This window comes from Chryseobacterium sp. SIMBA_029 (assembly GCF_046535275.1).
Taxonomy (GTDB): domain Bacteria; phylum Bacteroidota; class Bacteroidia; order Flavobacteriales; family Weeksellaceae; genus Chryseobacterium.
Genome location: NZ_JAWRXA010000007.1, coordinates 302,491 through 328,303, shown reverse-complemented (window position 1 = coordinate 328,303; position 25,813 = coordinate 302,491). Strand labels below are relative to the sequence as shown.

Here is a 25,813-nt window from a genome sequence, read left to right as displayed (position 1 = left end):
TTAGTGTTTAGTGTTTAGTGTTTAGTGTTTAGTGTTTAGTGTTTAGTGTTTAGTGTTTAGTGTTTAGTGTTTAGTGTTTAGTGTAAAAATAGTAAAACCAAATTCCAAAAAACATCAACTGTTAACCAACAACCGTCAACTATCAACTGTCAACCACCTTCAATATCTTCAATTTTTATTTTTCAATAATCAAAAGACTCCTATCTTTGTAGTATGAAATCATTGAAAGTAGTTTTCCTAGGAACTCCAGAGTTTGCAAAGACTTCACTGGAAGCCATCCATCAATCAAATCATGAAGTTGTAGGCGTAGTAACCGTTGCTGATAAAGCCAGCGGACGCGGACAAAAGATCAATCAATCTCCGGTAAAAGTATATGCGGCAGAACATAATATTCCGGTGTTTCAGCCTGAAAAATTAAGAAATTCTGAATTTTTAGAATCACTCCGAGCATTAGATGCTGATGTTTTTGTAGTCGTTGCTTTCAGAATGATGCCTAAGGTTCTTTTTGAAATGCCTGGAATGGGTACTTTCAACCTTCATGCTTCTCTCCTGCCTGATTACAGAGGTGCTGCCCCTATTAATTATGCAGTGATCAACGGGGAAGAAAAAACGGGAGCCACTACATTTTTCATTAATGAAAAAATAGATGAAGGGAATATCCTTCTTCAGGAAGAGATCAATATTCTGCCTGATGAAAATGCAGGAAGTCTCCATGACCGACTTATGGAAATGGGTTCTAAGCTAGTGGTAAAAACGTTGGACGGATTAGCAGAAAATGCTATTGAAGAAAGACCTCAGCCTCACGTTGAACAACCGAAAAACGCCTATAAAATATTTAAAGAAGATACCAAAATAAATTGGGATGCTTCTTCAAAAACGGTTCATCAGTTTATCTTAGGCATGTCGCCTTATCCTGCAGCATTTACCACATTAAAAATTGGGGATGAGGAAAAAGGATTGAAAATATATGCCGGAAAATTTGAAATTACAAACCACGGAAAGCCTGCAGGTACCTTGGAAATTTCCAAAAACAGCTTTAAGATCTATACTCAGGATGGATTTTATGAGCCTTTGGAATTACAGCTGGAAGGAAAGAAAAGAATGAATATTAAAGATTTTCTGAATGGATTCAGAAATTTCGACGAAATAAAAATGGCTTGATTTTATCAAGCCATTTTTATTTCGTCGAAATCCATGTTCGATAATAAGTTAGCAACACTGTAAATAATTCCGTAAAATTGACTATTCACAATTAACTATTCACATAACAAACATGTATATTTTATAGTTGAACCAGTTCAGTCACCTCAACATCATATCCTCCTACCTGAGGTTTAACATCAGGATTCTGAGTGATTACTTTGAATTTATTAATCCCCAGGTTTTTCAGTATTTGTGTTCCGATACCGTAATCTCTGTAATTGTATGCTAATGTTGGACGCTTTTCCTGACCGTCCTGATAATCCAGGAACTGCTGTAATTTTTTTAATGTATTTTCAGAATTGGAAACATTATTAATGAAAATAACGACTCCTTTTCCTTCTTCATTAATCATATTGGTCACTTTCTCCAATAATGGTTTTTCACCATTGTTAAGTCTTGTCAATACGTCAAAATAAGAATCTGAAGACTGAACTCTTACTAAAACAGGTTCATCCACTGTCCATGATCCTTTCGCCAATGCAAAGTGAATCTGCTCGTTAGAAGTTTCTCTGAAAGCATAGAAATCAAATTCTCCGTAATGGGTTTTCACTTTTCTTTCTTCTAATCTGTCGATAAGATTTCCTTTTTTAAGCTGATAATGGATCAAATCTTCAATAGAAACGATCTTCATATCATGTTTTTGAGCAAATGCATAAAGATCAGGCAAACGGGACATGGTACCGTCTTCATTCATGATTTCACAAATCACACCCCCTTCTTTCAATCCTGCTAAATTCGTAAGATCAATTGCAGCTTCAGTATGGCCGGCTCTTTTCAAAACACCTCCTTTTTTTGCACGAAGCGGGAAAATGTGCCCCGGTCTCATGAAATCAGTAGGTTTTGAACGCTCGTCCATCAATGCCAAAATCGTTTTTGCTCTGTCACCTGCAGAAATACCTGTAGAAGTTCCGTTTCCAAGAAGGTCAACGGATACGGTAAATGCGGTTTCTTTAGGATCGCTGCTTCTGCTAACCATGATCTCTAAACCTAGTTCGTCGCATCTTTTTTCCGGAAGCGGCATACAGATTAAGCCTCTTCCATGAACGGCCATAAAATTTATAAGCTCAGGAGTTGTAAGTTCCGCAGCACAAAGAAAATCACCTTCGTTTTCTCTGTTCTCATCATCTACTACTATGATTATTTTACCATTTTTAAGGTCTTCAATAGCCTCTGGAATAGTATTTAATTTAATATCAGACATTTTTACTTTTTGATTTTTGCAAAGATACTCATAATAATAAGCATCTGCCAATTAATATAAACGGTTTATTACGCTTTGAATAAGGAGTCTGCTGCCTTTCTGAATATATCGTAAGACTCGAGTCTTTTCTGATGGTCGTAAATATGCGAGTTGATCATTAATTCATCAACATTGAATTTTTCCTGAAAATTTTTCAGCTTTTCTTCTATTTCTGATTGATCTCCTATAAAACTGTATCTCAGCTTTTGCAGTACCATAGATTTTTCCATGGGCGACCAGATATCGTCCATATCATCCACTGGTGGTGCAAAAGGTTTTCTGTCGTTTCTTACAATATTGATAAACGCCTGAAATAATGTTGTTGAAAGCTTATGAGCTTCTTCGGACGTTTCGGCGGCTACTCCGTTGATACAGGCTAAAATATAAGGTTTATCTAATTGTTTTGAAGGTTCAAAATGTTCCCGGTAGATATTGAAAGCCATTTCCATCTGTTCAGGGGCAAAATGTCCAGCAAATGCATACGGAAGTCCGAGTTCTGCAGCCAGCCACGCACTGTCAGTACTGGATCCTAAAATATAAATTGGAATGTCCAATCCTTCGCCAGGAATAGCACGAACCAATGAATTAGAATTTTCTTTGGAAAAATATTTTTGCAGTTCCAGGATCTGTCTTGGAAACTGCTCATTAATAATGGCGGGATTTCGGCCTAATGCCTGCGCAGTTAATCCATCCGTTCCCGGCGCTCTTCCTACTCCCAGATCAATTCTTCCGGGGAAAAGAGACTCCAGTGTTCCAAACTGTTCGGCAATGATCAGCGAACTGTGATTGGGCAGCATAATACCACCTGATCCCACTTTAATTTTTTTTGTTCCATTGGCTATAAAACCGATTAACACAGACGTGGCAGAGCTGGCAATACTTTCCATATTGTGGTGTTCGGCAAGCCAGAATCTTTTATAGTTAAGATTTTCAGTATGGTTTGCTAAAGACAAACTGTCCTGAAATGTATCATGAATGCTTTTTCCCTGCTTTACGGGAGCAAGATCTAGCACGGAGATTTCAAAATTTTTCATAATCTTTACATTGTTGGTTTAAAACCAAACAAATTTAAAACATATAAACTGCATTAGTTACTTTTTGTAATTGATATGTTTAATGGGTGTAGTGAGAGAAAAACTATTAGAAATTGAATTTTTATGACAATCTTTTACTTACAAGAAAATTTGTATATTTTGTATATTTGGATTTATTTATAATTTAAAAAAAACTATAATGCCTATTGAAATTCCAACACAAAGTACAGCTCCTGTATATTTTCCAAACGAGAATTACAAAATAGTAAGATATCTTGATTTAGTAAAATTCATCTCACTAATTCAGACTAAAAAGTTATATTTTTCACGATTAGACAAATTTGAAGATCGTTATGAAGGTACGGTTCCTGAATTAAGTGTCCAGGACTTCAAAGAATGGTATACACATTTTACTAAAAATAAATTATTAGATATTATTAAAACCAGTGTTGAAGAACATGTAGAACAAGCATTAGCCGATCAAAAAAATGCTGAAGAAAAATATAAAAAATTAGTATGCATTTCTTGTTGGAATAAATATGATTCAGAATCTTATGCACTATGGAAAATTTACTCGGATTTATCTAAAGGCGTTATGATAACCACTAATATTGAAAAAATCAAAACTGCTTTTGTAAATACAGAAGAACAAATTCAAGTAAGTGAAGTGAAATATCTTGATTATAAAAAAGATAAAATGAAAATGGGTAATATGAATTATCCGATAATACATAAAAATTTGCATTATGATTATGAAAAAGAAGTAAGATTGATATATAAAGTACCTTTTGAATCAGGTTTAAATTATGATTGGTCAAAAGAAGAAAATCAGTATGGAAAATACATTAATATAGATATAGATATTTTAATTGAAGAGATTATAGTAAGCCCTAAAGCTCCGCAATGGTTTTTTGACGTAATTTCAAATTTACTTCAAACATACAAAATAGAAAAAAAAATTAAATATTCTGATTTAAAATAGTAATAACTAATTTCAAAATCTATGAAATCTAAAATAATGTATCTCGAAAATAAATCAAATGGCCACAATGGATTGGCTTGGATTGGTTTTGTTGAGTTTTCAAAATCAGGCCAAACAGTTTATTTTGATAATAAAGCTTTGAAAAAACTTAAAATATCAGGAATCAGCGGGAATTATTTTAATATAGAAACAGGAGAAGAATATTGGGTTTCCGGTGTTAAAAAAAATGGGCAGGACCGCCACCCTTTAGGCAGCGGAAAAATAATGCCCGACAAAAATTCAATCGAAGAATATTTAAAATTGGTAGATTTTAAAACGATTAGTGAACAAAAATATACAATAACCGAATTCATCCAAACTGATAAAACACGTTTTAATACTAAGGAAAATACTGAAATTGAACTTAGAGACGAAAGTAGGCAAGCAACCTTCTATGATAATAATCGAAGAAAATTAATAAATAGTTATTAAATGAAAATAACATTTCATTTTTGAAAAAGATAGAAATTTATAATGAAATACTACTATCCTATCCCTTATCCCATGAAATAATTAATTAGCCTCAGCCTGAAGATCATTCCCTCTTTGCTTCTTAAAATTATAATGATTAATCAGAATCCTGATTTCATTAAATTCAAATTCATTCGGTAATGCAGCTTTCCATTCTGATAAGGTTTCGTGGGGGTTTTTATAGAATTCGTTTTCAAAAGCCTTGATTTTATCTGTGGTAATTACTCTTGAAATATCCAATAATCCTTGTTCGGCAAATTTCGCCAAATGCCCAATGACCGTTTCTTTTACCAAGCCTCTTTCAAAAGCAACTTCAGCAATTGTTTTTCCCTGTTCAAACAGTTGGAAAGTAAGCACCTGAGAAGGCACTTTTGCAATAACCATGCTGACTTCCTTATCATTCTTCTCGTCCAGCAATCTGGTTTCCAGCAGGTAGATATCTTTTAAACTATTTAAATATTCTTCAATATCTTCCAGCCAGTCTCTTAATTCGTCATTATACTGTTTTAGCCCTTTTGCGCCTTTAATTTCAGCATAGAATTCTTTTAAAGGATTAAAAATTTTATCCTTAACGGTCGTAAAAAAGAAATTAACAGCTCCTTTTGATTTCGTTTCAATTTCTGTCCATTCTTCTTTTTCAATGATAAAATTATTGACTTTCTGAAACAGAATTTTCTCCAGTTTTTCAAAAATCTTCCCAAGCTGGGTCGTTTCATGTTTTAACTGAAGATAGAGTTGATTGCTTTTTGTATTGTCAATACTTTTTGTGGCCATAGAAAGTTTATTCCATTTTTCCACTTCATGTAAGAACCATCTTGAATCCAGCGTACGCAATACTTTTTTGATGCTGTAATCATATTTTTCCTGGTTGAGGATCGCCTCCACATTATCATTGGCAAAAGTAGATCCCTGAAACTGCAGAATCCTGTTGTCTTTAAAAATAACTTCAGGAGTGATTTTAGATTTTAAAACAATTCCCTCCAGGGTACGGCATCTCGATAAAGCAACATACACCTGACCTGCCGTAAAACTTTTTCCGGCATCAATAATCACTTTATCAAAAGTAAGTCCCTGACTTTTATGGATCGTCACGGCCCAGGCCAATTTGATCGGAAACTGTTCAAAGCTTCCCAGTACTTCTTCTTTAATATTTTTATCGGTGTCAAGAAAATATTTTTTCTGTTCCCAAACTTCTCTTTTTACGGTAATCTCTTTTTCGCTTCCGTCCAGAACGACTCTGATCTCGCTTTCATCCAGGCCGACAATTTCACCCAATTTCCCGTTGAAGTATCTTTTTTCGGGAGAAATATCATTTCTGATAAACATAATTTGGGCTCCTACTTTCAATTCTAAAAACTGTTCATTGGGAAACTGGTTTTCTTTAAACTCCCCAAACAGTTTCGCTTCATAGGTAGAACCATCCACTTTGATCTCCTTCAGCTTTTCCTGATTGATCTCATCAGCCATTTTATTATGTGAACACAGATAAACATATGAATCTTCACCCGCATTAAAACCGGGATCATATCTTTCATTAAGGTGTTCAAAATCAATACTGCCAACATCTCCGTCACGAATGGCATTCAGAATAGCTAAAAAGCCTTCATCAGACTGTCTGTAGACTTTGGTCAGCTCAATCGTCAGCAAAGGAATATCTTTGATCGCAAGACTGTCGAAGAAGAACGGCGATTGATAATACATTTTTAAAATATGCTCATCCCTTACCACCGGCGGCAGCTGATAGAGATCCCCGATGAACAACATCTGAACCCCGCCAAAACGCTGGGTATTCCGTCTAATAAATCTCAGGGAGAAATCCATCATATCCAAAACATCCGCTCGCAGCATGGAAACCTCATCAATAATAAGAACTTCTACCTCCCGCAGTAACTTAAGCTTATCTTTCCGGTATTTGAAATGAGGCATAAGATCGGCAATATTATTCCCGAGGCTCTCATCGATCCGTTCTGTAGTTGGTAAAAAAGTTCGCAAAGGTAAACCAAACATGGAATGAATGGTAACGCCGCCTGCATTGATGGCAGCAATTCCCGTAGGTGCTACCACGATATGTTTTTTCCTTGTCTTTTTTACAAAATCGTTAAGGAAGGTTGTTTTACCTGTCCCCGCTTTTCCTGTAAGAAAAACACTTCGGTTGGTATGTTCTATTAAGTCAAAAAAATGATTGTTCATCGCTGCAAAATTACGTAAATGAATTTGATTTTTCTATCTTGGCATACGTTTTGAAAAATTATTGACCAGAAAAAAAGATTTATTGTGAAAAACCTGTTCATAAAAATACCTCTATTAGTATTATGTACTAGCTTAACCGTTATTTCATGTAAAACCAAAATACCTGATACAGAAAATTTACCCAAAGATATTTCTGAAAGACCTGCTGATGAAAGCAGCCAGAAATATGATCAGGCGCAGCTGGATAAATTAAAGGCAACGATAAACAGTGAAATTTCCAAGGAAAAATGTACAGGCAATACCGACGAATGGGCATCTGCACCTATGGGATCAAAAGCATGCGGCGGGCCTAAGTCTTATATTGCCTATCCTAAAAAATTAGAAGCTTCCATCTTGCCTAAAATTGAAGATTACAATAACAAAGAAAAAGATTTCAATACCAAATTTGGAATCACTTCAGACTGTTTATTGATTGGAGAACCCGCAGGAATACGATGCGTCAACGGAAAAGCAGAAGTAACTTACCCTGTACAATAACATACAATATATCTATTCAAACCAATTGGAATTGATTAGTAAGGATTTAATTGAAAAAGCTTCATCCAAAAGATGAAGCTTTTATTTTTATAATGTTTTAAATTATGTTATTCTTTATACCAAGAAGAATACTTCACATAATTATCTGCTATCCTATTCACTTCTCCTTCCAATAACTGGGCAGAAATGTCTTTAATTTTTCTGGCAGGAACACCACCCCAAACTTCTCCGGATTTAATGTGAGTTCCCTGCGTTACTACGGAACCCGCTCCTACGATAGAATTTTCCTCTACCAGACAGTCATCCATAACAATAGAGCCCATTCCGATCAATACATTATCATGAATGGTACATCCATGAACAATGGCATTATGACCAATAGAAACATTATTTCCGATTTTCAAAGGAAATTTCTCATAGGTACAGTGCAGCATCACATTATCCTGAACATTCACCTTATCGCCCATGGTGATATAGTTTACATCTCCTCTTATCACTGCATTATACCAAACGCTGCAATTTTTTCCCATCGTAACATCACCAATGATAATTGCTGTTTCTGCTAAAAATGTATCCTCACCAATCTGTGGTGTTTTTCCTAAAAGTTCTTTTACAAGCGCCATACTTCTAAATTTGAAAATGAGTTAATTGATAAATTAATTTAACTTAGGTTAGGCTAATTTTCTAAAAGCAAACCTTAACAAAGATATTCAATAAATTAATTTCATGACATTAAAAACAATAAAATTCTTTAATAGGAAAAGCTTTTATCTTTCTCTTTAAGTTACAGACCCGAATCTGTATTATTGGGATTTACTAAGGTTATAATCCCTAACTATACGTTCGATATCACTAATAGATAACTCCTTATTCTCAACCTTAGCTACAAGTTCTGGATTGTCTGACATAAAATTTTTAACACGGTCCAATAGTACCTTATGTAATCCTAAATAGGTTGGAGATGGACTATAGATCCCAAAGAGTAGAGCTCTCGTTTCGGAATTTTTCCTGATAAAATAAAATTGCTCAGGGAGAGAATTTGAAGAATTTGTTATTGTCAAATTATCTTCCTTATCAAAAGAATAACTTCCGAAGGTATATAAGTTATAATAGCCCGAAACTACTTTTAGCGCCCATCCATTCTTTGTTTTATTTTTCTTTGGATTAAATGCGTAATCAATGTTTTCAGATTCATATACTTGATTATTTTTTCCAAAAATAGTCACTGCCTTAACCATTGAAATATCAATTTTTTGAGGTTCGGAAGACTCAGAAACTTTAAAGATAAATTTTTTAGGTTGAAATAATGATTTTACATTTACTTGTATAAGACCTTGCTTTTGTTCACCATCCTTAAGTATTAATAATGCTTTTTGATATTTCTGTCCAAATCCAATTATTGAAAGACAGGTTAGTAGAAGTGTAATTACATTTTTCATTCATTTGTTATTTTATATTTTTTATTTCGTGATTTTCAAAATGCAATAATATAATATTTATTCATAACAAAATGAATATCACCCCACTAAACAACTTGTGATTATAGAATTATTTAGTTGATTATATTTGGATTTCATTTAAAAAAGTAAAAATTTCTTAGTTTATTCTTATGATTATCATATAATGAAATTAAAAATATGTTAAATCATTTTTAATTCCAACTTTAGACTATTTGATCCAGCAAATTGTAAATTACAGTGATAGCAAAAATCTAACTTCTAATCGCTAACTTCTAACTTCTAATTGCGTATTTTTGTATCTCAAATTTAACGAAAAAATGCGTACGATACTTATAGAACCAACTGAAAACCCAAAAGTGATGAAATTTGTTGCTGATTACAACTTGATTCCCGGGTCTTTAGAATTGGACAGAAGTTCAGATATTTCAGAAATTCCTCTTGCACAGGAGCTTTTCAATTATCCTTTTGTAGAAAGAGTTTTCATCACAGCCAATTTTGTAGCAATTGCAAAGCAAGATACTATTGAATGGGAACATGTGGCAGAAAGCCTTAAAAATGTTATTGAAGATGAATTACTTGCCAATCCGAGAATCTATCTTCAAAAGAAGAAAGAAATGTATCAGATTTATGCTGAAATGACTCCTAATCCTAATGTGATGAAGTTTGTTTCCAGCCAATTGCTGATCGATGGGTTTGTTGAAGTAAAATCAAGAGACGAAGCAGAAGGAGTCCCTTTGGCTCAGGCTATTTTTAAAGAGTTTGACTTCACGAAAGAAGTTTTCATCTCTGACAATTTTGTAGCGGTAACCAGAGATCATTCTGTGGAATGGCACCAGGTAATGATGGCTGTACGTGGGCTGATCGCTGAATATTTACAAAATGGAGGCGAAATTTCCAATGTTGAAGCTCAGAGACATGAAAATCCTGTTGAAAAAATCATCAACAGAGAATATACCAACGACGAACAAAAGATTTCTGATATCCTGAATGAATACGTGGCGCCTGCTGTAGAAAATGATGGTGGAAAAATTTCTTTAATGGAATATGACGAAGCCAGCAAAACAGCAAAAATGCTTTTACAAGGTGCATGTTCAGGTTGTCCAAGTTCTACGGCTACCCTGAAAAACGGAATCGAAAGTATTTTAAAACAATTCGTTCCTGACTTGGTAGAGAGAGTAGAAGCTGTCAACGGATAATCACGATTGAATGGGTAGTAGAAAAAAAATTGTAGTCATTATAGGCAGTGCTTCAAAAAACTCCAGCAATATGAAGTTAATTGAACAAGCTATTGCATCAGATAATGGCGCTGATTTCCAAATCTATGATGATCTTTCTATGCTACCCCATTTTGATACTGCATTAACGGATTCTAATACACCTGCGGAAATACTTAAAATCAGAAACGATATTAATCATTCGGCAGGCGTTATATTTTCTACTCCGGAATACATTTTCAGTATTCCCAGTAGGTTGAAAAACCTATTGGAGTGGTGTGTTTCTACCACTATTTTTTCTGAAAAGCCGACAGCTGTCATTACGGCGTCAGCAAATGGGGAAAAGGGACATGAAGAATTAGTATTGATTCTGAAAACTCTGGGTGCAGCAATAGAAGATAACAATCAGCTAATCATACAAGGCATAAATGGAAAATTCAATGATAATGGCATTATTGAAGATCAGACTTTAGCAAGAGTGTCAAAATTTATAGTTGATTTCGAGAACTCTATTTCATAATTAAAAATTAAAAATATTGGCTAAAAAAGGAATTTTACTGGTAAATCTCGGTTCGCCAAGATCTACAGAAGTAAAGGATGTAAAGGAATATCTTGATGAATTTTTGATGGACGAAAAGGTAATTGATTACCGATGGATTTTTCGTGCATTATTAGTACAGGGAATTATTTTAAATACAAGACCTCCAAAATCCGCGGCTGCTTACAGAACAGTATGGACGGATGAAGGTTCTCCCCTGATCGTCATTACAGAAAAAATTCAGAAAAAACTTCAAAAAATTGTTGACGTTCCTGTAGAAATAGGAATGAGATACGCGCAGCCAAGTATTGAAGCCGGAATTCAAAAACTTGTTGATAAAGGAGTTACTGAAATTGTGCTTTTCCCATTGTATCCGCAATATGCTATGAGTACTACGGAAACAGTGATTGACAAGGCAGAAGAGGTAAGAAAGAAAAAATTCCCGACGATAAAGATCAATTATATACAGCCTTTTTATAACAGAAAGATCTACACCGACTGTTTGGCAGAGAGCATCAGGGAAAAACTTCCTGAAAACTTTGACGCACTACAATTCTCTTATCATGGTGTTCCGGAAAGACACATCTATAAAACGGATCCTACAAAAACCTGTAACTTAAACGACTGCTGTTCAAGAGACGAAAATCCGAGCCACCAGTTCTGCTACAGGCATCAATGTTTTAAAACCACCGAGACTGTGATTTCTAAATTGGGTCTGCCGAAGGAAAAAGTAATTGTATCCTTTCAGTCAAGATTGGGTAAAGATAAGTGGATGGAACCCTACACAGATGAGACGCTAGAAACGATTCCTAAAAAAGGCATCAAGAACTTAGCGATTGTCTGCCCTGCTTTTGTTTCAGACTGTCTGGAAACCCTGGAAGAGATTTCCGTGGAAGGTAAAGAGCAGTTTCAGCATGCGGGTGGAGAAAATTTCCATTATATCCCCTGCCTGAATGATGAAGACCGATGGATTGAAGTGGTAAAAACATTATGCGAAGAAAAGCTTAATGAGTTTTATCTGGTTTGATAGACATTCACACTATACATATAAAGCACTTGGTTTTTAACTAAGTGCTTTTTTATTAAAAAACACAACACCCCCTTAAAAAAGACCAAATTTCAATTTATTTTTAAATAAATTGAAATACACCCCTGCAATTTATATATTAAAATATTAAATTATATATTTTTTCATACATTTACCCCGTCAAAAAACATTATTAACTTTAAAAAAATAATAATGATGTATACCACAGCCGATATATTAAAGCGTAAGATTGAAAATCTCACCCCGGAATTACTGGAAACCGTTGCAAAAATGGTAGAAAGTCTCGAAACCAAGTACAACCCATCCATTCCACAGTTTCAAATGGATGAAGTTTTGTACCGGATTCAGTTTCATGATGACTACCCCAAAACGAAACTTGATTTTTACGAAAATATTTCTGAGCTGAAAAAGAGCATTGCCTAATGAAAATACTCCTCTCTTCTATCGCCAAAAACGACATCAAACTATTGATGAGGGTATTCAATGCGGAAAGGGAAAATAAAGGGATTGAATTCCTTGATGACCTGAAGGAATCCATCACTAAAATCCAGGAGCACTCCCAAACCCACCTAATAAGAGAAAAACAGATCACCGTTGACAAGATGCAGAACTTCCCAGTTCGTATTCATTACATTTTTGAAAATGAAGACAATTTACTGGTGACCGCAATTTTTAAAGAAGATTAAAATTTCAAGAAATTATTGATATCAGTAATGTATAAAAAAAATCCGGGAGATTTAATTTCCCGGATTAATACTACACCTATTTAAGATGAGTCAATATTAAAATTTATTTCTTATTTCTTAAGTAAGTTTCCAGCATTCTGTCCATTTACCATTACTATGTACACTCCTGGAAGCATATTGGATGGAAGATTTACATCTAATTTATTTACCCCGTCAGTCATTTTAAATTTTTCTGAAACCTCTCTTTTTCCCGTTAAACTAATCAATTCAACAAGTCCATTCCCTTCTTTTCCCTCAAAACCTACCGTAAATTTATCGGTTGCCGGATTTGGACTGATTGTATAAAGTGATACATTAGCTACCGCTGCAGATTTACCCGCTGCCGAAGTACCTCCACCAACTCCAACTGCATTCCAGGCATTGGTAGTCTGCGTTACTTCATTACTGCCTGCACCGTATAAATCGGCTGCAGCCTGAAGGGAATATGTTCTGGCATTAGCATAGGTAGAAGAAGAAGTAAGGTATGTCGTTAATGTTCTGTAAGCAATTGCCCCAGCCTTATCTAATCCAATCCCTGAAACATTATAAGCGAAGCCCTTATCATTAGTTCCGGTTCCGCCGGTTACCAATAAATAATACCAGAAATTCAGCACTCCTGAATTGGTATGAACACCACAATAATCATTGCTCTGGCTTGGTGAAGCACACCCTGATGTCGTTACAGTCTTCCAATAGGTTCCCATGTAGGTATCCGGTTGGCTATACGCATTAGGGTTAGACATATCACGGATAACATAATTGAAATCTTCACCTAATTTCCAGCTCGCTTTAGCCGGTCTTGCCCAAAATTCTATACTGTTTCCAAAAACATCAGAAAAACCTTCATTCAATGCTCCAGACTCTCGTTGATAGGCAAGATTTGCTGTTTTAGAAGTCATACCATGAGTAATTTCGTGGCCGCAAACATCAAGAGCCGTTAATGGCTTTCCACCGTTTGTAGCAGCGCTTCCATCTCCATAAGTCATTCTCGTTCCATCCCAGAACGCATTGAAATAATTGGTAGAGTAATGCACATAAGATTTAATGGCAAAATGATTATTATCGATACTATTTCTATTGAATTTTGTTTTAAGATAATCTACGGTTTTTTCTGCTCCCCAATGGGCGTCAGTCGCATATTGGTCTAAAGCTGTATTTACATTATTCCATGCATTATCCGTATCTGTAAAATCTACAGCAGATGCATAATTAGTGCCTTTTTTCAGATTATATGTTTCCACAGACGTCCCGCCGTTACGTCCTGTTTCTCTTAATCTATAGCTTCCGTTATAAGAATCAGCGACGATTGCCTGGCTTCCACTATAAACCGTAGTTGCAGTTCCCGGGGCATTGGTATCATGAATCAAAGCATCTGTTCCCAAAACTTCACCATTTTTAGCATCTACAAATACATATTGTCTGCTTAATGGCTTTTCAGCATAGATATCAAACTTATACGCCAGCTTTAATTCTCCTAATTTTTCTTCAGAAGGATCTGAATAATACACCAATTCTCCTTTAGGAGCAAAAGTAGCATTAGGATTCTTAGAATCTTTTTTAATAAAATCTTCTTCGTCTTTATTCTGCCATTTATAGGAATCAGCTTTTACAAAAGATAAGGCACTTTGCAGCGCAATGCTTTCAGATATTCCAGGCTTCTTTTCTAAAGTGGGTATTTTCAGAATCCATTTACCGGTTTCTCCTACAATTTTGCCTCCTTTTGTCTGTACAGCCATCATTCCATATTCTACAGGAATATTATTGATCGTCTGTTGAAATCTGTGAGTTTCAAATCCCAGTTCATCTTTTTCAAGGCCCACCTTTACCCCTTGCCCCTGAGAAATCCTATTCGATTTTTCATCAAATAATACCGGGCTTCCCTGAAAGTCAGGACCGCTTTTATCGAATCTGATCAATTCCGCGTGAAGTCCGTTTTTACCGGAGATAATTTTTGATGGTGTGGTGTCTTGCCCAAATAAAAAGGCAGAAGCAGCAATACTTACTGCAAAGATAAATTTCGTTTTCATAAAAATATATTGTTAATTGTGAAAAACTAATTTATGCCTTTTTCACAATAAAACAATACTAAAATTAAATAAAACACAAATTATAAACATAATCATTATTTATAATTCAATATATTTTTCAAAGCATTATGACTTAGATAAAATATTTTTATTCCTACAAGAATTATAGACTAATAATTTTTACATAATTCTCCTTTTTATGAAATATTTTTTTCAACATGCATTGCATAATATTTTATTTGCCAATTGGAGTTCTGAACTCTCCATAGCCCATAAGTCCATCATAACTTCTTCCGAAAGGAGCATAGTATAGAAATCCCTGATAAAGGTTTTCCGTTTGCCAGAAATTCCCATTGATTTCACCGAAATTCAAAGATCCATCAGCTGCTTTTGTTGCCAGAAGGTAGTTATAGAAACCTTGTTTCAGAAATATTTTAGCTACATATCTTTTGTTGGCCGCATCATACTGCATCTGATTTTCTTTACTCGGAGTAAAATTGTTAAAACCACCCAATACATAAATATCTTTATCCGCAGGATCAGATTCTAGTGAAAAATATACCCAAGAATAATCAGCTTCTCTTTCCGCATCTCTTTCCCGGCCAATGTCATTCCTTCTGTAATACCACGCTCCGTTTACGTCCGGCTGATATTGATAATTTAAAGGAAACGCCCAGACAGGATGCAAATAAGTCTGATTGACACCATCTTTTAATTCGGTAGCCTGAACCATATCTGCTGCGACATTCATATTTTTATTATCGAAATAATAAAATTCATTATTTCCCGGAAACGTCAGGCTCATCTGCTGAAAAAGCAGCTGAGTTCCCAGTGTAGCACTCGGTTTAAGATTACTTACTGTGATATTGGGATTGTTATTCTGCATCACCTTGAGGCTCATAGAATTCACATTGGACGAAAGGTCTCCACCTTTGGAAACTGCCTGCACTTCTACTCTCTGATTAACATTCGGATTTTTTGCATCCGCAATTCTTGAAACTTTTAACCCTAAAGTTGCCATGTCTTCCACGATATAAAATCTCCTCTTAAATAAAGGTTTATCCGCGGAATCTTTATAAACGATCAGCTCATAATTTCCTGAAATTTTTGGCTGTATTTTTTCGTTCGGAAAAGTAAGCTTATAATGGGTATAAGCCTGCAGGGTATTGAATGAATACTGAAACTGATCTAACAAATCATTTAAACTTCCATTGGCAAATTCTGTAAAGAAAAGATTATCGTCATTCCAGTTTCTATCGTAATGTTTCAATGTATATCTGTAAATCTGACTTGAATTGGTAAGGTCGTCAAAGCTTAAGACCAATTTTTCATTAAATCTGATCACCGGAGTTTCGTCGTTGGTTTGGGGATTGAATAACTGGATGCTTTGGATGTTCTGTCCAAAAGCCAATCCGCTCAAAGAAAGTAAAAGTATTCGCAAAGTTTTCATTATGACGAAGATACCAAAAAATCGCCATTTTCTTAATAATATCGTATTTTTGATAAAAAAATATTCAACCTATGCTTCAGATACAAGGATTCGTATTCAATTTTGCGAGCGAAAATACATACGTACTTTATAATGAAAATAAAAATGCCTGGTTAATTGATCCGGGTAATACAAATGAACAGGAAACGCAGGCGATTGACAACTTTATTACCGAAAACGGGTTGAAAATCCAGAAAATTCTTTTAACACACGCTCATATCGATCATGTTTTGGGATTGCAGTGGGCTTTTGACAAGTTTAAAGTTCCTGTGTATATGCATGAGGAGGATCAGGATGTTTTGGATATGCTTCAGGCCAGCGGAATGAGATTTGGAATGAACATCAATCCTGTAAAAGTGGATATCCACTACATCAATGAAGGGGATGAGCTTGATCTGGACGGTGAAAAATTTAAAATTTATCATGTTCCCGGACATTCTCCAGGAAGTGTAGTATATCATAATGAGAACCAGAAATTCATGATTTCAGGCGATGTTCTTTTTGAAGGAAGCATCGGAAGAACTGATTTGTATAAAGGAAATCATGAGCAGTTAATTGAAGGAATTAAAACTAAGCTTTTCATTTTGGAAAATGATACCCAGGTATTCTCCGGCCACGGAAATCCTACAACAATTGGATTTGAAAAACAACACAATCCTTTTTTCTAAAGATTGCTTGATTTAAAATATACAACAAAACCGCCAGAAAAATCCGGCGGTTTTGTTGTAATATTGAAATCGATTTTTAGAAATCTAAAGTAATAGAACCTCTTACAGCAGCTCCCATAATAGGTCTTGCCATTCTGATATTGGATACAGAAGCATCCTGAGATCTTGGATCTCCTTCTGTGATTCCGATCGTATTGAAAATATTGGTTCCGTCGATCGCAAAACGTATTTTGCCCAACTGATAGGAAGTTCCTGCTCCGAATTCACTGAATGCCGGCAATACGTAGTCATCCGTATTCGCTTCGTTCTGGAAACGCTTTCCGTAATAATTATAGCTTACATACGCTCGCCATTGTTTTGTAATATTTACTGAAGGCGCAATATTGAAATAAAATTTAGGAATTCTTCTTACAGTATTTCCATCATAATCGAATACCGTTCCGTCAGCATTTTTCCCTGTAAAGTTTTTATATTTCGGATTCTGGAACGTTCCGTTAAATCCTACTTCCAAGAGATTGTTAAATAATCTGGCATATCCTTCTACTTCTACCCCAAGGTTACTGGTATTGGCAAATTTATTTTCTGAAGTACCATCAGAGAACACATCGGTAAAGGAAAGATTTTTAAGCGTAGAATAAAAAGGAATCACCCCGATATCGAAAGTACGCGAATAATATTTATATCCAACTTCCAGCTGGTTGGTAGTCACCGTTTTCAAAGGTCCATCCTGAGTTGATGTGAAATAATTGTAATATGCTTCTTCGTTTGGAGATCTGAAACCGTGAGAAAAACGGGCGTAGACAGCATTTTCATTATTGATTTTATAATTCGACGCCAGTGTATAGGATACTTTATCTACGTTATAGCTCCAATAGTTGTATTTATTTCCCAGCACAGACATATTATCGTCTGCTGTAGTCGTTAAGAAGCTGTGCGTCCCGTCCGTCGTTAATCCTGAATTATTTAAATTGGCTGTCGTGGTATTGACAGAATATCCTTTATAAAAATCACGGCTGTAACGGATTCCCCCATTGAAGCTCAGGTCGTCCGTAATTTTATAATCCAGGTTTAAATAAAGATCATTTAAGCTTCCCTGCGTTTGTGAATCTCTAAGGAGAAAAGACATATCGGTAACTCCATTATACGTTTTGGAATATCCTGTAGAATTGGGAGTCAAAGAAGTATCTACTAAGTTCAGAAGCTGTGGTTTATCTGATACAGTGGTCAAAATATTACTCCAGTTCCAGTATTGATTGGATTTCCAGTTGGATTTATAAAAACCTGCCGTAACATTTCCTTTGTCAAATTTGTAGCTGAACTGAAGGTCATTGACGAAATTGTTCATTTTCTTATCAATAGCCCAATACCCTAGTTCCTGAACATACTGAGGATTAATAGCGGCACCATTGGATACCAGAGAATATTGGAAATTATTTCCAGTGATTCCGTTGCTGTTGGCAAATGCAACGGCTGTTTTAGGAGCTCCTGCCGGGAATATTCCCGTGTATGCCATATTGATATCCGTATATCTCATTTTGTTTAAAACACTGAAATTATTTCCCAGATCATATTTAAATTCAGCACCGATCGCGTCTACTTTCGGATGGATTCCGTCTTCTAAATTTCTTTTGAAGAAGCCACCGCCTGCCTGCGGAATGTTAAGCTGACTGATTGTTCTGTAACTGTATGTTCCATAATTAGCATCGAAACCTGGAAATTCTTTTAAGTCATTGGTCAAAGGGATCGGAAGGTAGAATGTATTCCTGTCGTCCAGCTTTTTGTAATAGATTTTAGCATAGCCTTTATCAAATACATATTTTAAATTCATTCTGATCTGGCCTCCATTATTGGCTTTAAAACCTGTTTTTCTGATTCCGCTATCGGTTCTGTAAAAACCTCCTACATTAAAGAACAATTTATCTTTCACCAAAGCACCTCCTACATTCAGATCGGTACGCATCAATCCGTACGTACTGGTTTCTAGTTTAGCAGTTCCTTTAAAATCATTCGTTCCCTCTTTAGTAATAAAGTTGATCAATCCTCCTGGAGAGTTATTGGCATAAATAGAACCTGAACCTCCTCTTAAAGCTTCCAGTTTGCTCACACTGTTGTCGACACGGAAAAAGTTATCTGCATTGGCAAATTGCAATGCACCGTCTTCAAAAACAGGAAGGCCATCCTCCTGTACCTGTACAAATTCATAGGCTCCCGCAGAAGGAATCCCTCTTGCGAAAAGGTTATTTCCAACCTCACCTCCTGAAGTTTCTACGGCAAATCCCGGTACACGCTGTAACAAAGCGGCAGCACTGATAGGATTCTGCTTCTGAATCTCTTTTGCAGTGAAAGTAGAAATCGCCGTGCTCGATTCAATTTTCTTTTTCGGTCCCGAGTTCCCGGTGATAACAATCTGATCAATAGAAGATGTTTTTATCGAATCTTGTGGAGTTTCCTGCGCATACACATTATTAAAATACAGTGTGGCAGTGGCTGCGAGTAAAAAAATCGATTTTTTTTTCATAGTCATGACTTTTTGATATTTATTTAGTTTTGTTTCAACTTTAAATAGACTCCGTTTGTCCAGCCAAATCCATCTTGATTAGGATATTCTCCACCTCCCGCAATCGTTTCCGTGTCTAATGCATTATATTTTTCCATCAGTTTCCCGGTGTTGTTATACACCCTTTCCACATTGGAGCACCAATTATTTTTTATTTCTTCCGCTACTGCTGTAAAGCCGTAATTCATCATTCCTTTATAACCCAGCCATTGGTAGGGAGCCCATCCATTGGGAAGATCCCACTGCTGTCCGCTTTTTTTTGTAGTCGTCACAAGACCGCCCTTGTACAGAAATTTTTCAGCGATGGTTTCAGAAACAGCTTTTGCCTGCTCCTCATTGGCCAATCCCAGAAATAAAGGGTAAAGAGCAGCAATATGTTCAGAATATGTTTTTTTGTGTTTTTTTGTGTGATAATCTTTATAGGTCCCGGCATTTTCATCCCAGAAATAATAATCGATCATCCGTTTTCTGTCAGCTGCTCTTTGGGTAAAATAATTTTGTTTTTCTGTGAAATTCTGAAGAGCTGAGGACTTTGCCAATGTCTTTTCCAAATGCCATAGCAGGCAGTTAACATCTACCTCAGCAATATTCAGTGTTTCTATCGTTTGTATCGTTTCGCCATCTTCAAACCATCTGCTGGAAAAATCCCAGCCGGATTCACAGGCGCTTCTTATATTTCTGTAAAACTGCTCACCGGGAGCATTTTCTGCATCTTCAATATCTATGACATAACTTTCTGGTCTTGGAGTATTTTCAGCATCATAATAACGGTTTAAAACATCGCCAGAATTTGTTTTCACTACCCTTTTTATACTTGAATCCTTTTCAAGCCCATCTTCTCCGTCCATCCAGAATGCATATTCTTTTTCTAAAGTAGAATGGTATTTCGTGTAAATGGTTTCATCTTTTGTCGTTTCAAAAAGCAGATCAAGCATCAGCGAAAAATAAGGCGGTTGGGAACGGCTTAAGAAATGAGTACGGCTTGCATTAGGTACAAATCCTACATGCTGAATCAGGTAAGAACAGTTTTCAATGATATTTTCCATCATTTCCACTCTTCCGGAAACCTGGAGTCCAAGCATGATAAAATAACTGTCCCAATAGAAAAATTCATTAAAACGACCCCCTGGAACAATGTATGGCTTAGGAAGCTTCAGCAATGTGCCTTTCTCTTCATATGCCGTGCGGGTCAATTCATCCCAAAGCTTTTCTATATGCTGGTCAATCGGTAATTGTTTTTCTCTTTGAATGGAAATTTTTGCTCCTAAAAAATCAAAATTCTTCAGTACAAAATCTTTCAGATTAAAACCATCAACCTCTTTTTCCTTTTCATATTTCGCATTAATTTCAGCAATAGGAAATAAAGGAACGGCATCTGTCATCATCTTCTGGTCTTCAAAGATTTTCGACCGTTGAACATTATCAAAAAGACTTTGAATTTCGTTTATGTATAGTTGCTTACTCATGCTTATTTTTTAGGATTTATTTTTAATTTATTCATGAAAATTGCAGAAATGATCAATAAGGTCAACGGGATCAGGGAGAGATAAAATGCCCGCTGTCCACTGAATTCCTGAAATACAAAACCAGTAATGATGGAGCCTACCGTTCCGCCAATGGCAGAAAAAACAACAATAAGCCCGGACATTGAACTGTGTAGATATTTTGGAATCGAAGCAAGAATTACAGAATTAATACTTGGATAAATTGGTGCCAGCAATCCGCCCATTAATGGAAACAGATATACTACCAGAGGTGCGTTAAACCAATTGGTTGTGGCATCAATATGAACGCTATGGGTTAAAGGCAATACCAGAATAAGGCTGACCGCAAAACCAATTACACAGAACGATACTACGTAGATCCAGCTGAATTTTTTCGAGAAGAATCCCGATAAAAATCTTCCCAGCGCAAAAGCTCCCGCCAAAACAGCTCCCGCCTGTATACTCATTGAAGTTGGAACTTTTAAAATTTCTTTATAAAAAGTAGGAGTCCAGGTCTGAAAACTTTGTTCTACCAACACAAAAAGGAAAGCACATAATAAAAAGAACAAGACTTTTCTATAACTGAATAAACTAATACTGTTTTTAATATCGCCCAACAGATCTGTTTTTTCACTTTTTGCTTCTTTCTCATTCAGTTTGGAAAAGAACAAAAACAAAAATGACAACGTGGACAGGATTCCCAACACCCAGTATACATTGAGCCAATGGGTAGATTTTGGATTATGATCATCAATAAACAGACTGAAAATAACATTTCCCACCAATACTCCGATCATGAAAAACCCTTCTAAAAATCCCATAAAGCTGGAATGTTCTTTATCGGTATCTGTAACAAGACCTATAGAGGTGAAAACTGAAATCTTTATCAGGGCAAAAGAAATTCCCACAATGGCAAAAAGTAATTTGAAAAACCAGAAATCATTTGAAAAAGGCATCACAAAGCACATACAGCTTACCAAAAATAAAGCGATCAGCATCGAATTCTTGATTCCTATTTTGGGTAAAAATGAGGCTAAAATAAATGAACAGATGGCAATGGGAAGATCTTTAAAACCTTCCAAAACACTTGCTGAAGATTTCGATATTCCAAAATTCTGCTGCACCTGAAGGATTACCGTTCCTACAGAATTCAACAAAATCGCAAATACGAAATAGTTCAAAAATAAAACCGCCTTAATATTGAAATTTTTCATTAAAATAATTTCTTGTCGGCTAAGATAGAAGCATTTGTGTTAACGTTAATTTAACATAGTAAACATATATTTGAACTATATTAATATAATTATTATTTTTACTGAATAAATAACATTAATTGAATGAAAGTTAGTTTCGAAAGGATCATTCCCAATCAAAAAAGCTCTTTCCGTACCCTTCACAACAACTCCCCCATTTCAGAGTTCAAATGGGAGTATCATTATCACCCGGAAATTGAGCTGGTATGTGTGGTTTCAGGCAGCGGAACCCGCCATGTAGGTTATCATAAAAGTAATTATTCGAATGGTGATCTCGTCCTGATAGGAACGAATATTCCGCATTCCGGTTTTGGATTGAATTCTATTGATCCCCATGAGGAAATTGTTCTGCAATTCCGGGAAGAGATCCTGCAATTTCCACAGCAGGAAGTGGAAGCCCGATCCATTCAAAATTTACTGGAGCTTTCAAAATACGGGATTCATTTTCATCATAAGATCAAAAAAGCCATTCTTCCCAAACTGAGGCTGATGCTGGAATCTGAAGGGTATAAAAGATATTTACTCTTGCTGGAGATCCTTTTTGAGCTTTCGCAATGCAACGAGTATGATCTATTGAATAAAGAAATCATGCCCTACACGATTATCTCAAAGAATAAAACCCGCCTGGAAAATATCTTCACGTATGTAGAACACAATTATGAAAAAGAAATTAATATTGATGATGTAGCAAGGCTTGCTAATCTGACTTTACCCGCCTTTTGTAATTTTTTCAAAAAAGCAACCCAGATCACCTTTACAGAATTTGTAAACCGTTACCGGATCAATAAAGCCTGTCTATTAATGGTACAGGATAAAAGTATTTCAGAATGCAGCTACAGCTGCGGATTTAATAATGTGACTTACTTTAACAGAATGTTCAAGAAATACACCGAGAAAACACCCTCTGAATTTATAAAAAACCATTCCCATAATAAGATTGGTGTATAAAATCAATCGAAAGCATCCTGCTTCTTCTTATTTTTAACCCGCATTTTGCAGCGCTTATCAAAAAAATTAAGCCTATAAGTGTGTATCCGGATTACAGGCACATTATTTTCCCTTATCTACACTGCTATTAATCCCTTTTTTGTATCGCTTTTTTCACCACGTAATGACTTACATATCAGCATGTTAAAATTTTAATTTTATTATTTTTTTACTTATATTTGTAGCAGAAAAACATGATAGAAAATTATATTAATCCACATTCCGCAAGTATCTAGCACAAGTAGGTATAGGAATTAATTCTTCACAGAATCAGTTTAGCAAACTCTTTTTTGAACAATCAGTATCCATGATACTTGAATGCAGGATTTCTATTTTAATTATCTAAAAAATTATCACAATGAAAAAAACTATTATTTTGTCAATGATTTTATTGTCGAATGTTATTGTACTAGGACAAACCGGAATCAACACAAGCACTCCCTCTGCAGCTTTAGATATCGTAAGCAAAGGAAATACAAATGCTACCAAAGCGTTGGAGATCAATAACTCAAGTGCTAAAGAAATGATGACCGTATTAAACAATGGAAATGTAGGAATCGGAGAAACAGCTCCCACAGCTACGCTTCAGGTCACCAATACCACAAGTACAGCTTTAAGAATTGTAGACGGAACACAAGGAGCCGGAAAAGTACTCACTTCTGATGGAACAGGTAATACATCCTGGGTAAATCCTGCTCTAAGCGCAGTATCAGGAAATTTGCCGACTACAACGGTAAGTTTTACCACCTATGGTCCTGGTAATCCCCCTAATACTTCTTTATATTCGGGTGGTACCATTACATTACCTCAAGGAAAATGGCTGGTATCTTTTGGATCGGTAGCTTCGTTAGGACAAAACGATCGAATCAATACCAGTGATGCCCAATTGTGGTGTACCGGATATTTAACAGATTCTTCCACCAACAGTACGACAACAGCAGATTATATTACGGCATATACCGGACAAAGAGGTTCCGGAGGTTCGATCGGAAGGGGAATGAACAGAACCATGGTAGCGGGTTCCATTGCTATAAATAATACTAGCGGAGCCAATAAAACCTATTATTTATGGGCTAATCAGGAGCTTGAGGCATATCCGAGCGGTCCTACCTTCATTAATGTAAACGCAAGCGGAACTGCTGGATATTGGATAAACCTTTTTGGTGTGGGTAACTGGGAAAGATATTTTTATGCAGTTCCTATTCAATAATAAGGTTACATCATAACATTAAAAAGCTGTTCTCTGAGAGAACAGCTTTATCTATTTTGCAGGTAAAAGCTATCAACCGATAACTCTTAACCATCAACTATTTCCACTTAATATTGCATCCCATGCTTGGTCTCTGGATCTCTTCCTGGGGTTCACCCAACAGAAGATTTTCGAAAGCGATAATAAGATCTTCACCGGTAACATCTTTATTATTTCCAGGTCTTGAATCATCCATCTGCCCTCTGTAAACAAGATCTAATTTTTCATCGAAGAAATAAAAATCAGGGGTACATGCAGCTTCATATGCTTTTGCGATGGCCTGGCTTTCATCATATAAATAAGGAAAGTCGAAATTTCTTTCAATCTGGAATTCAATCATTTTTTCCGGAGAATCTGCCGGATATTTTTCAACGTTGTTGGCATTGATGGCGATAAATTCTATTCCTTTTTCGTTGTAATCTTCGTATAATTCATTCAATTTATCAATTACATGAAGAACAAACGGACAATGGTTACACATAAAAATGACCAAAGTTCCTTTTTCTCCTTTCAAATCATCTAATGACTGAACTTCATTAGTTTTTGATGGATTCGGAAGTTCAAAGAAAGGTGCCTTTGTTCCTAATGCTAACATATTTGAAGGGGTATTCATAATCCTTATTTTTCTTTACGGCAAAGATAAAATTTCTTTTATGAACTGACAATTCGTGTTTTATAAACTTGCGTTAAATGTTAAAATCCAAATATTATTTGGTTGGTATGGGTAAATGTTTGTAGTTTTGCTAACACTGTTAGTAAAAAATAATCAATGGGCCTACATGAACGTCGCCAAAGAGAAAAGGAATCCATCCGTGCAAATATTTTGCAGGCTGCCTTTACATTGGCTAAAACAGAGGGCTGGGCATCACTTTCTATTCGTAAAATAGCGGATGCTATTGAGTATAGCGCACCGGTTGTTTATGATTATTTTGAAAATAAAGAGGCCATTTTATATGAAATTTCATTAAACGGTTTCCACTGTCTGCATATAGAGCTGCTAAAAGCTCAGAAAAAACATGATAATCCTGAAGATCAATTAATCGCAATTGTAGATACTTACTGGAACTTCGCTTTTAAAAATAAAGAATATTATCAGCTGATGTTTGGTCTTGGAATGCAGTGCAGCGGTAAAGGAATGATGAAAGAAGAATTTTCTTCGTTCCAGGATATGATTTATGACTGTACACATGAAATTATTAAGAAAAACGGATCCAATCCGGATAATGCGTGCCATATGTCTCACGCCTTGTTTTCTGCGGTACACGGACTTATTTCAATTATGATGATGCGTAATACAGATATTCCGGCAACGATGAACAAAACGACTCTTGATGAAACAGTAGCAGCTTTTGTTAAGTCTTTGTAAATTTTTTTTGAACCAAAAATTAACGCTGTTAGGAAAAATAACATGGAATAAT

The 25,813-nt window shown here is 35.6% G+C and carries 24 protein-coding genes; 13 read left to right on the top strand and 11 right to left on the bottom strand.

What is annotated here, in order from left to right; all coding sequences use genetic code 11:
- The first annotated feature begins 213 nt into the window (after window positions 1-213).
- Window positions 214-1,161 (top strand): methionyl-tRNA formyltransferase, encoded by a 948-nt coding sequence (fmt, locus tag SB679_RS15145; RefSeq protein ID WP_410703119.1) that lies wholly within the window; start codon window positions 214-216, stop codon window positions 1,159-1,161.
- Between the two features lie 121 nt (window positions 1,162-1,282).
- On the opposite strand, the gene ribB is transcribed toward fmt, so the two are convergent.
- Together ribB and SB679_RS15135 are read right to left on the bottom strand one after the other, a co-directional pair.
- Window positions 1,283-2,404 (bottom strand): 3,4-dihydroxy-2-butanone-4-phosphate synthase, encoded by a 1,122-nt coding sequence (gene ribB, locus SB679_RS15140; protein ID WP_410703118.1) that lies wholly within the window; start codon window positions 2,402-2,404, stop codon window positions 1,283-1,285.
- A 68-nt stretch (window positions 2,405-2,472) separates the two neighbouring features.
- Complete coding sequence (locus SB679_RS15135; RefSeq protein ID WP_410703117.1) at window positions 2,473-3,477, bottom strand: LLM class flavin-dependent oxidoreductase; 1,005 nt, start codon at window positions 3,475-3,477, stop codon at window positions 2,473-2,475.
- Between the two features lie 199 nt (window positions 3,478-3,676).
- On the opposite strand from SB679_RS15135, the gene SB679_RS15130 reads away from it, so the two are divergent.
- Window positions 3,677-4,459, top strand: a complete 783-nt coding sequence (locus SB679_RS15130; protein ID WP_410703116.1) for a DUF2971 domain-containing protein — start codon at window positions 3,677-3,679, stop codon at window positions 4,457-4,459.
- 21 nt (window positions 4,460-4,480) lie between these two features.
- Window positions 4,481-4,930: a mannose-1-phosphate guanylyltransferase gene (locus SB679_RS15125; RefSeq protein WP_410703115.1), complete on the top strand. Its 450-nt coding sequence runs from the start codon at window positions 4,481-4,483 to the stop codon at window positions 4,928-4,930.
- An 81-nt stretch (window positions 4,931-5,011) separates the two neighbouring features.
- Here the strand turns inward: SB679_RS15125 and SB679_RS15120 are convergent, their stop codons facing one another.
- Window positions 5,012-7,159, bottom strand: coding sequence for a helix-turn-helix domain-containing protein (locus SB679_RS15120; protein ID WP_410703114.1), 2,148 nt, complete (start codon window positions 7,157-7,159; stop codon window positions 5,012-5,014).
- Between the two features lie 84 nt (window positions 7,160-7,243).
- Here SB679_RS15120 and SB679_RS15115 point away from each other — a divergent pair, with 84 nt between their 5' ends.
- On the top strand, window positions 7,244-7,696 hold the full coding sequence (locus tag SB679_RS15115) for a hypothetical protein (protein ID WP_410703113.1): 453 nt from the start codon (window positions 7,244-7,246) through the stop codon (window positions 7,694-7,696).
- A gap of 107 nt (window positions 7,697-7,803) precedes the next feature.
- Here SB679_RS15115 and SB679_RS15110 read toward each other — a convergent pair whose 3' ends face one another.
- Both SB679_RS15110 and SB679_RS15105 read right to left on the bottom strand, forming a co-directional pair.
- Entirely contained in the window at window positions 7,804-8,319 is a 516-nt protein-coding gene (locus SB679_RS15110) for a gamma carbonic anhydrase family protein (RefSeq protein ID WP_410703112.1), read from the bottom strand.
- A gap of 180 nt (window positions 8,320-8,499) precedes the next feature.
- A complete protein-coding gene (locus SB679_RS15105) occupies window positions 8,500-9,135 on the bottom strand; it encodes a hypothetical protein (protein ID WP_410703111.1) in 636 nt (211 codons plus the stop codon).
- A gap of 338 nt (window positions 9,136-9,473) precedes the next feature.
- On the opposite strand from SB679_RS15105, the gene SB679_RS15100 reads away from it, so the two are divergent.
- The 5 genes from SB679_RS15100 (at window position 9,474) to SB679_RS15080 (ending at window position 12,642) form a co-directional block, all read left to right on the top strand.
- Window positions 9,474-10,352 (top strand): NifU family protein, encoded by an 879-nt coding sequence (locus tag SB679_RS15100; RefSeq protein ID WP_410703110.1) that lies wholly within the window; start codon window positions 9,474-9,476, stop codon window positions 10,350-10,352.
- Window positions 10,353-10,362: 10 nt separating this feature from the next.
- Window positions 10,363-10,890, top strand: a complete 528-nt coding sequence (locus SB679_RS15095) for an NADPH-dependent FMN reductase (RefSeq protein WP_410703109.1) — start codon at window positions 10,363-10,365, stop codon at window positions 10,888-10,890.
- A 16-nt stretch (window positions 10,891-10,906) separates the two neighbouring features.
- The gene (gene hemH, locus SB679_RS15090; RefSeq protein ID WP_410703108.1) at window positions 10,907-11,935 is read left to right on the top strand and encodes a ferrochelatase; all 1,029 of its coding nucleotides are present in this window, start codon (window positions 10,907-10,909) and stop codon (window positions 11,933-11,935) included.
- 213 nt (window positions 11,936-12,148) lie between these two features.
- Window positions 12,149-12,379, top strand: a complete 231-nt coding sequence (locus SB679_RS15085) for a hypothetical protein (protein ID WP_410703107.1) — start codon at window positions 12,149-12,151, stop codon at window positions 12,377-12,379.
- Window positions 12,379-12,642, top strand: coding sequence for a hypothetical protein (locus SB679_RS15080; RefSeq protein WP_410703106.1), 264 nt, complete (start codon window positions 12,379-12,381; stop codon window positions 12,640-12,642). The genes SB679_RS15085 and SB679_RS15080 overlap by 1 nt, the downstream gene beginning before the upstream one ends.
- 110 nt (window positions 12,643-12,752) lie before the next feature.
- On the opposite strand, the gene SB679_RS15075 is transcribed toward SB679_RS15080, so the two are convergent.
- Entirely contained in the window at window positions 12,753-14,708 is a 1,956-nt protein-coding gene (locus SB679_RS15075; RefSeq protein ID WP_410703105.1) for a M4 family metallopeptidase, read from the bottom strand.
- Window positions 14,709-14,943: 235 nt separating this feature from the next.
- Complete coding sequence (locus SB679_RS15070) at window positions 14,944-16,158, bottom strand: DUF5103 domain-containing protein (protein ID WP_410703104.1); 1,215 nt, start codon at window positions 16,156-16,158, stop codon at window positions 14,944-14,946.
- A gap of 71 nt (window positions 16,159-16,229) precedes the next feature.
- Here SB679_RS15070 and SB679_RS15065 point away from each other — a divergent pair, with 71 nt between their 5' ends.
- Window positions 16,230-16,865 (top strand): MBL fold metallo-hydrolase, encoded by a 636-nt coding sequence (locus SB679_RS15065; RefSeq protein WP_410703103.1) that lies wholly within the window; start codon window positions 16,230-16,232, stop codon window positions 16,863-16,865.
- Window positions 16,866-16,941: 76 nt separating this feature from the next.
- Here SB679_RS15065 and SB679_RS15060 read toward each other — a convergent pair whose 3' ends face one another.
- From SB679_RS15060 to SB679_RS15050, 3 genes are read right to left on the bottom strand one after another with little or no spacing between them, the layout of a single operon-like run.
- Complete coding sequence (locus SB679_RS15060) at window positions 16,942-19,383, bottom strand: TonB-dependent receptor (RefSeq protein WP_410703102.1); 2,442 nt, start codon at window positions 19,381-19,383, stop codon at window positions 16,942-16,944.
- Between the two features lie 23 nt (window positions 19,384-19,406).
- Window positions 19,407-20,888: a trehalase family glycosidase gene (locus tag SB679_RS15055; protein ID WP_410703101.1), complete on the bottom strand. Its 1,482-nt coding sequence runs from the start codon at window positions 20,886-20,888 to the stop codon at window positions 19,407-19,409.
- A 2-nt stretch (window positions 20,889-20,890) separates the two neighbouring features.
- The gene (locus SB679_RS15050; protein ID WP_410703100.1) at window positions 20,891-22,120 is read right to left on the bottom strand and encodes an MFS transporter; all 1,230 of its coding nucleotides are present in this window, start codon (window positions 22,118-22,120) and stop codon (window positions 20,891-20,893) included.
- A 123-nt stretch (window positions 22,121-22,243) separates the two neighbouring features.
- On the opposite strand from SB679_RS15050, the gene SB679_RS15045 reads away from it, so the two are divergent.
- Both SB679_RS15045 and SB679_RS15040 read left to right on the top strand, forming a co-directional pair.
- The gene (locus tag SB679_RS15045) at window positions 22,244-23,107 is read left to right on the top strand and encodes an AraC family transcriptional regulator (RefSeq protein ID WP_410703099.1); all 864 of its coding nucleotides are present in this window, start codon (window positions 22,244-22,246) and stop codon (window positions 23,105-23,107) included.
- A gap of 397 nt (window positions 23,108-23,504) precedes the next feature.
- Window positions 23,505-24,356: a hypothetical protein gene (locus SB679_RS15040; protein ID WP_410703098.1), complete on the top strand. Its 852-nt coding sequence runs from the start codon at window positions 23,505-23,507 to the stop codon at window positions 24,354-24,356.
- Window positions 24,357-24,453: 97 nt separating this feature from the next.
- On the opposite strand, the gene SB679_RS15035 is transcribed toward SB679_RS15040, so the two are convergent.
- The gene (locus tag SB679_RS15035; protein WP_410703126.1) at window positions 24,454-25,011 is read right to left on the bottom strand and encodes a thioredoxin family protein; all 558 of its coding nucleotides are present in this window, start codon (window positions 25,009-25,011) and stop codon (window positions 24,454-24,456) included.
- A 153-nt stretch (window positions 25,012-25,164) separates the two neighbouring features.
- Between SB679_RS15035 and SB679_RS15030 the strand changes: the two genes are divergently transcribed.
- Window positions 25,165-25,761, top strand: a complete 597-nt coding sequence (locus tag SB679_RS15030; RefSeq protein ID WP_034714976.1) for a TetR/AcrR family transcriptional regulator — start codon at window positions 25,165-25,167, stop codon at window positions 25,759-25,761.
- Window positions 25,762-25,813 lie beyond the last annotated feature (52 nt).